The 6157-nt window shown below is 68.6% G+C and carries 5 protein-coding genes; 1 reads left to right on the top strand and 4 read right to left on the bottom strand.

The window, feature by feature from the left end:
• Window positions 1-29 precede the first annotated feature (29 nt).
• From ACFE7U_RS17125 to ACFE7U_RS17115, 3 genes are all read right to left on the bottom strand, one after another.
• Window positions 30-1496, bottom strand: coding sequence for a UdgX family uracil-DNA binding protein (locus ACFE7U_RS17125; protein WP_375410919.1), 1467 nt, complete (start codon window positions 1494-1496; stop codon window positions 30-32).
• A gap of 41 nt (window positions 1497-1537) precedes the next feature.
• On the bottom strand, window positions 1538-2749 hold the full coding sequence (locus tag ACFE7U_RS17120) for a putative DNA modification/repair radical SAM protein (protein ID WP_375410917.1): 1212 nt from the start codon (window positions 2747-2749) through the stop codon (window positions 1538-1540).
• A gap of 84 nt (window positions 2750-2833) precedes the next feature.
• Window positions 2834-3436, bottom strand: coding sequence for a regulatory protein RecX (locus ACFE7U_RS17115; RefSeq protein ID WP_375410916.1), 603 nt, complete (start codon window positions 3434-3436; stop codon window positions 2834-2836).
• Window positions 3437-3531: 95 nt separating this feature from the next.
• Here ACFE7U_RS17115 and ACFE7U_RS17110 point away from each other — a divergent pair, with 95 nt between their 5' ends.
• Window positions 3532-4944, top strand: coding sequence for a TAXI family TRAP transporter solute-binding subunit (locus ACFE7U_RS17110; RefSeq protein ID WP_375410918.1), 1413 nt, complete (start codon window positions 3532-3534; stop codon window positions 4942-4944).
• Between the two features lie 16 nt (window positions 4945-4960).
• On the opposite strand, the gene ACFE7U_RS17105 is transcribed toward ACFE7U_RS17110, so the two are convergent.
• Window positions 4961-6157, bottom strand: a 1197-nt coding sequence (locus tag ACFE7U_RS17105; RefSeq protein ID WP_375410915.1) for a carbohydrate porin, incomplete at its 5' end; no start/stop codon positions are given.

The following is a 6157-nucleotide window of genomic DNA, read 5'->3' as shown; positions in this document are numbered from 1 at the left end:
AGATGGCGGCGCGCCGGGCATCGCGCCCGTCAGGCCGCGAGTTCCTCGGAGAGGGTTCTGATGCGTCGCAGATCCTGCACGAACGCGCCATAGGCCTCGTCCTTGGCCTCGTCGGGCAGACGCAGCAGGTAGGAGGGATGCACGGTGATGAAGCCCGCATAAGGCTTAGCGAAATCGGCCGGGCCCCGCGCGCGGGTGATCGGGATCGCCTTGCCGGTGAGTGCAAGGACCGCGGTGGCGCCGAGGGCCACCACGAGCTTGGGGGCGACGAAGTCGAGCTCGCGCTCCAGCCACCAGCGGTAGTGGCTGACTTCGCCGGCAGTGGGCTTCTGATGGATGCGGCGCCTGCCACGCTCCTCGAACTTGAAATGCTTGACCGCATTCGTAAGGTAGGCCTGCTCACGATGGAGCCCGGCTTCCGCCATGGCGCGGGCCAGCAACTGGCCCGCCGGCCCGACGAAGGGGCGGCCCTGCCGATCCTCCTGGTCGCCGGGCTGCTCGCCGACGAAGGCCAGGGACGCGTGGGCCGGGCCTTCGCCGAGGACGGCCTGGGTCGCGCCAGGGACCAGCGGTTCGGAGCGGCGGATGATGGCGTTGAGGGCCTCCAGGTCCTGTGGCTCCTGGTCTGCCATGGCGGCGACGGCGCGGGTGGGGTTTCGCTTCACGGGCATCTGCGGACCTCGCTCGATCATCGCCTGCGTCCTGGCGGAGGCGGCCCGGACGAGGCCCGGAATGGCCGCCGTCTCGGGCATGTTGTGCCAGTATTTCTTCGGCATTTCGGACCGCATGGCACGCAGGTTCGTGCGCGCCGGGTTGAAGGTGCTCTCGTAGTAATCCCGCCAGCCCGCCTCGAATCCGTCGCTCGCCGGCACGTCCTCGCGCCGGCCCGGCGGCCCGAACGCGAGCCTGGAGCCATCCCAGAGCACCGAACCCTCCGGCGTCAGGATCGACCATGTCAGCGACCGGAATCGGTCGACGAAGAACGGGGCCGCCGCCTCCAGGATGTGATGGTCCGGCTCGAACCACGCGACGAAGCTCTCCGAACCCTCGCCTTCGCAGCGGCGAAACCGCAGGAAGGCGTGCATCTTGTGCAGGTCGCGGGCGATCGCCTTGCGCATGCGCTCGAGGCGATGGACGAGCGGATCGCTCGCCACGTCGAGGAGGCGGCGCTCGCCGTGCTGGATGCGCCAGACGAGCCGGTAGAGCAGGGCGTAGCGCTCGGGGTCGCGGTGGGGGACCACCATCCGGATCAGGTCTCCGACGCCGCGCGGCAGGCTCAAGGGAGCGTCCGTCGCGGGGACGTCTTCCGCTCCGAAGAGATCTCGCGACTCTCCGATCTGCCAATCCGCGCAATCCGGCGGGATCCCGGCCGCGACGAGGCGGCGGGCGGCTGTGCGGAACCCGTCGAGGTCGGCGCCGGCGCGGAGCGAAACGGCGGAGGTAACTGGGTGACTCGCTTGGGAGACCGGCGGAACCACCCCCACCCCAGGTCCCATCCCGCAAGGGGGAGGGAAGAGCCGCGCACCGCCGGCCTTCATCAAAACAGGCTCAACTGTCGCGCCGGCTCCGTCAGCCGTGCGCGCAGATCGAGACGGTCGGTGAGCGCGGTCGGCCGGTGGTCGGCGGCGATGAGGAACGGACGGGCGCGCTTGAGGCTGGAGGTGAGGCGGGCGACGTCGTCGAGCCGCAGGGTCGTGTGCCGTCGCGCCCGCACGATCTTGTCGACCGCCCGCGCCCCCAGGCCCGGCACCCGCAGCAGCATCTCGCGCTCCCCCGTGTTGACGTCCACGGGGAAGCGGTGGCGGTTCTTGAGCGCCCAGGCGAGTTTGGGGTCGATGTCGAGAGCAAACATCCCGTCCTCCGCCGCGTCTGCGACGTCGTCGGGAGTGAAGTCGTAGTACCGCAGCAGCCAATCGGCCTGGTAGAGCCGGTGCTCGCGCTGCAGCGGCGGCGATTTCAGGGGCAGGATCGACGCTCCGTCCGGGATCGGGCTGAAGGCCGAGTAATAAACCCGCTTCAGGTTGAAGGCGTTGTAGAGGTGCCCGCTCTTGCGGATCAGCGCCTCGTCGGTGGTGGCGTCCGCCCCGACGATGACCTGGGTCGACTGGCCCGCGGGCGAGAAGCGACGCTTCTCCGCCTTGGCCTCCGCGATGCGCTCGCCGATCTGCGCCATGGCGCCCTGGATCGTCGCACCGTCCTTCTCAGGGGCGAGCTGCGCCAGGCTCGCCTCCGTGGGCAGCTCGACATTGATCGAGAGCCGGTCCGCGTAGAGCCCGGCTTCCTCGATCAGCCACGGGCTCGCCTCGGGGATCGACTTCAGATGGATGTAGCCGCGAAAGCCATGGTCGCGCCGCAGCGATTTCGCCACCCGCGTCAGCAGCTCCATCGTGTGGTCGGGCGACTTGATGATGCCCGACGAGAGAAACAGGCCCTCGATGTAGTTGCGCTTGTAGAACTCCACCGTCAGCCGGACGACCTCCTCGACGGTGAATTTCGCGCGGGCGACGTTCGAGGAGCGGCGGTTGATGCAATACGCGCAATCGAACAGGCAGTAGTTCGTGAGCAGGATCTTGAGGAGCGAGATGCAGCGCCCATCCGGCGTATAGGCGTGGCATATGCCCGCCCCCGTGGTCGAGCCGAGTTCGCCCTTGCCGGCCTTGCGCCTCGGCGCTCCGGATGAGGAGCAGGAGGCGTCGTATTTCGCGGCATCGGCGAGGATGCGCAGCTTCTTGGCGAGGGCTTCGTCCATTCGAGAAAGATGCGCTTTGTTCGTGGTTCGTTCAAGTTTGTTCGACGGATCGGGGACCCCTGCGACATTCGGCTTGCGGACGGATCACGATGCGGCCGGCTCGTCGTCGTCCCGTGCATCGACGATGCGGCTGGCCAGCGAGAATGGGAACCCAGCCCGCGCCATGGCGGCGAGGTCGCGGTCGCGATGGAGCGCGCGCTGGTCGGCCCGGCGCCAGGGTCCGAGGCGCCGCCTCTTGGCATAGGCATGGGCGGCGGTTTCCTCGACAGGAGGGCCGTCCTCCGCTTCCGCCGCCTCGCGCTCCTGGCTCAATGCATCGGCCACGAGGTCGCGTGGCACCCCTTTTGCTGCGAGCTTGGCGGAGACGGCACGCGACGAGGCGCCACGCCTGCGCAAGCTTGCGATGCGACCCTGCGTAAACCGGGAATCGTCGACCAGGCCAGCCGAGACAGCCCGCGTCACAGTCGCCTCGATGAGGTCGGCGAAAGCGGCGGGATCCTCAGCGCGCAGGCGGCAGCGGTTGCGCACGCGGCGCGTCAGGGTGCCCCGCAGCATCGCGACCGAGGCGCTGTAGCGTTCGAGGTAGTGCAGCGCCGCCCGCTCCAGGTAGGAGGCGGTGACCGGCTTGGATTTGGGCGCATCCGGCGGCGCAACATTTTGCCGGGTCAGGGGTTCATCACGAGCCATAATTTGTCCACGTTCAAGACAGGTTTGCCTGAGACGTTCACCGCATCGTTGCAACACAGAGGAAGGGCAGAGCACTGGGCAAGCCGTCAATCCTCCTGAGGCGGGAATCGGTCTTCTTCCTCGTGGCGCTCGGGCTCGCGCTCATCGCCGCGGCCATCGTGTATGTGTCGCGGCCGACCACGCTGATCGTCGCCGTCGGACCGCGGGACGGTGCAGAGGCGATCCTCCTCGATGTCTATGCGCAAGCCCTGTCGCGCGCGCGCGAGGACGTGCGTCTCAAGGTCCATCATTTCGACGACGTCCGCGACAGTGCCACGGCGCTGCGGGCGGGCTTGGCTGACCTCGCGGTGGTGCGTCCCGACGTGCTGCTGCCCGATAACGGCCTGACCCTGGCCATCCTGCATGACGAGGCGCTGCTCATCGTTGCACCGGGGTCGGAGGGCCTCGAGAGCTTGCCCGATCTCGCCAGGAAGCGTCTCGGCGTGGTCGAGCGCCACGGGGCGGACATCCCCTTCATCACCAGCCTGCTCGGCTTCTACGACCTGACGGCGGTGGCCGAACCGCAGGGCGGTGCTCCGCTCGAAGCCGGCCACGTCGTGCTGGTTCCGCTGAAACCCGCCGAGGTCACGAAGGCGCTCGCCGAGGATCGCGTCGATGCCGTCGCCGTCATCGCGGCACCCGCCTCGAAAGCGTCGATCTCGACCGTGCGCGCCGTCGAGATGGCATCGCCCGACAAGAAGGTCGACTTCTTGTCGGTGCCGGACGGCGACGCGATCGTCCAGCGGATGCCCGAGTTGCAGGCGACGACGATCCCGGCCGGCACCTTCGGCGGCCGGCCCAAGCGCCCCGACGACGACGTCAAGACCGTCGGCGCCTCGTATCGCCTGATGGCCAGGGGCGGCCTCAACCGAATCTCGGCGGCATCGGTGACGCAGCACCTGTTCGAATGGCGCTCCAAGCTCGCCACCACGGCGCCGCTGGCCAACCAGATGAAGGCACCGGATTTCGAGAGCACGGTCGCCGCCACCAGTGCCCGGCTGCCCAACCACCCCGGCGCAGTGGATTATTTCGAGCGCGAGCAGCAGACGCTGTTCGAGCGCTACGAGGATTACATCTACCTGCTCGCCTTCTTCGGCGGCACCCTCGGCTCGGGGATCGCCTGGCTCGGCCAGCGCCTCGCCCGTAAGCGGCGCGAGCGCATCGACGTCGTGCTCGACCGCCTGCTCGACATCCTCAAGGAAGTTCGCGCGGCCAGGGTCAGGTCGGACCTCGACGGGCTCGTGGCCGAGACCGACGATCTCGTCGCCGACGTGGTCCGCCAGGCGCGTGAGCGCTCGATCGACAACCGCACGGTGAGCGCTCTCATCCTCGCCATCGATGCCGTCCACGCCGCGGTGTCCGATGCCCGCCGGACCCTCGGGGCCGCGGAGGCCCAGGGCGGCGCCCACGACGAGAAGCGCTTGCGCAAGACGCGATTGCTCTCGCTGCAGGTGCCTGCGGCGGAATAGGCTCTCCCCGTGCCGATCAGTACCGGACAATCCCCCGTAGCCCGAACACCGCCGCGTTCCTGATGCGGGCGCCGTTGGGATCGCGCGGGTTGGCGATGCCGCCGCTCGGGCGGAAGACGTACTGGACGTCGGGCTGGATCGTGATGCCGGGGCCGATGACGGCCTGGTAGGTCGCCTCGATCACCGCCTCGCTGCTGCGCCGCGGGCCGGGGATACCGGTGGCGAGGATCGAATCGAGGTCGAAGCCGCGCGCGCTCCGCGAGATCCGCGACAGGGCGAAGGCGAGGCCGACCGTGTCGTCGGAGCGGCCCTTGAACAGGCCTTTGTAGGCGATGCCGGCATCGAGGTAGACATCGACGATGTTGCGGTCGGTGGGCGAAGCCGAAAGCCGCACGAACACGCTGGCGCCGTCGTTGGGGTCGTCGGGCTCGCGGTAGACGGTCTGGTCGATGATCCCGTAGATCCCGCTGTCGCCCCGGAAGCGCCGCGCGATGCCGGTGGTCGAGGGATCGGCCAAGCGCCCGCCGGCATTGTCGAAGCGCAGGCTGTCGAACCGGCCGAAATGATGCCAGCCCCCGAGCGTCACCGTGCCGGGCTCGCCCGGATCTCCCTTCGCGATGTTGTAGGCATAGGCGGCTTCCGCAATCACAAGCGCCGGGTCGTTGGTGCGGAAGTTGGTGCCGGTCCGGTTGCGCCGCTGCGGGTCGGGGTCGTTGTCGGCGCGGGCCGCGCCCGCCGGGTCGCCGTCGAAGAGCCCGACCTGCAGCGAGAAGTTCCGGTTCGGCACGTATTTCGCGCGCACGGCCGGCACGGCCAGCGGGTAGATCGGACCGCCGCTCGGGAGCACGTCGGCGATGATGTTGGGCCAGCCGAAGGTCGAGTTGACGAAGAGCGTGCCGGTCTGGCTCACCGCGAACTCGGTGTCGGCCGAGATCTGGCCGACCTTGATTCCGAGCTGTCCGTCGAAGAACTTCTGTTCGACCCAGAGCTCGAACAGCCGCGAGGCGGGCAGCGCCTCGATCCCGCTCACCGCGATGATGTTGTTGACGTAGTAGCGCGAGAGCCCGGTGCCGTGGATCTGATAGAGATTGGTGTGAAAGGTCGCGCCCTGCCAGCCCATGAGCTTGTCGAGGTCGGCGTCGAATTGAAAGTCGAGGCGGCCCTGGTAGACAGCCCCGCGCCGCGACCCGCCGGTGAGGTTGCCAAGGCTCTC

Source organism: uncultured Methylobacterium sp. (assembly GCF_964251405.1).
GTDB lineage: Bacteria > Pseudomonadota > Alphaproteobacteria > Rhizobiales > Beijerinckiaceae > Methylobacterium.
The sequence above is the reverse complement of the archived record's forward strand: the minus strand, read 5'-3'. Positions and strand labels throughout refer to the sequence as shown.